Source organism: Pseudomonas sp. Sample_9 (assembly GCF_004307535.1).
Lineage (GTDB): Bacteria > Pseudomonadota > Gammaproteobacteria > Pseudomonadales > Pseudomonadaceae > Aquipseudomonas > Aquipseudomonas mercuritolerans.
This window is the reverse complement of record NZ_RAZO01000377.1, coordinates 1-1,316: the sequence shown is the minus strand read 5'-3', so window position 1 is coordinate 1,316 and position 1,316 is coordinate 1. Positions and strand designations below refer to the sequence as shown.

Genomic DNA, 1,316 nt, shown 5'->3' with positions numbered 1-1,316 from the left:
TCAGGTTAGTTCAATGCGATCGGCGTGAATGACGATCTTGCCTTCCTTGTACAGCGAGCCGATGGCTTTCTTGAAGTTGCCCTTGCTGACGCCGAACAGACTGCTGATCAGTGCCGGATCACTCTTGTCACTGACCGCCAGGGTGCCGTCGTTTTCGCGCAACTTGCCGAGGATCTTCGAACTCAGGCTACTGGCCGCTTCCTGACCAACCGGTTGCAGGCTCAGGCTGATCTTGCCGTCGGCGCGCACTTCCTTGATGAAGCCTTTCTCGCGCATGCCCGAACGCATGAACTTGAAGATCTCGTTCTTGTGGATCAGGCCCCAGTGCTTGTTGTTGATGATCGCCTTGAAGCCCATGTCGGTGGCTTCAGCCACCAGCAGATCAACTTCCTGGCCCGGGCTGTAAGTAGCCGGGGTCTTGTCCAGGTAACGATCGAGGCGCGCGGTGGCGGTGATGCGGCGCGTGTGTTTGTCGAGGTAGACGTGCACTACGCAGTACTCGCCAGCGGTCATCTGGCGCTTTTCTTCCGAGTACGGCAGCAACAGATCTTTCGGCAGGCCCCAATCGAGGAACACGCCGATGCTGTTGACTTCAACCACTTTCAGGCTGGCAAATTCGCCGACCTGAACTTTCGGTTTTTCCGTGGTGGCGAGAAGTTTGTCTTCGCTGTCCAGATAGATGAATACGTTGAGCCAGTCTTCATCTTCGCTGGGAATATCTTTAGGGATATAACGGTTGGGCAAAAGAATTTCGCCGTCGGCACCGCCGTCCAGATATAAACCGAAGTTAGTGTGTTTAACCACTTGCAAACTGTTGTAACGCCCGACTAAAGCCATTTCCGAAACCCTCAATACGTGGGCGGCATTCTACCCGTTTTTGCCGCCAACGTCGGGCGACAGATCCTCGCTGCGGAAAATCTGCGTCAACCTGTTGATTTTGCTTGATCACTGCCCTGCGGGGTGCCGCTCGTCAGTCCGGCCCGACGCTTCACAGCTGCGCTGATTGGCCTCATTTCAATTAAATGTTCTCATTTAAAACAGCAGGTTAGCTGCTGAATACAAGTGGCGGGCCGGCAATAATGCAGCGTTACGGTTGGTTAATCCGGGGGATATTTACCAAGCTATTGTCAAGTTATTCCTGTACGATGCCTGGCCGAGTTACTTTTCTAAAGGTTAATGGCCGCCATGCGTGTAAAAGCATCCACCAGCAAAGCAAAGCCAGCTCCAGCCGTTGAAACCAGCGAATCGATCAACGATCAGATCGCAGCATTCCTCAAGTCCGGCGGCGAGATCCAGCAAATTGCCAAAGGCGTCAG

At 53.8% G+C, this 1,316-nt stretch carries 2 protein-coding genes; one reads left to right on the top strand and one right to left on the bottom strand.

Annotation, left to right across the window (positions count from 1 at the left end; genetic code table 11):
- Positions 1 to 837 (bottom strand): S1-like domain-containing RNA-binding protein, encoded by an 837-nt coding sequence (locus D6877_RS21655; protein WP_016771157.1) that lies wholly within the window; start codon positions 835 to 837, stop codon positions 1 to 3.
- A 339-nt stretch (positions 838 to 1,176) separates the two neighbouring features.
- Between D6877_RS21655 and D6877_RS30240 the strand changes: the two genes are divergently transcribed.
- On the top strand, positions 1,177 to 1,316 hold a 140-nt coding region (locus tag D6877_RS30240), incomplete at its 3' end, for a hypothetical protein (RefSeq protein ID WP_347233429.1).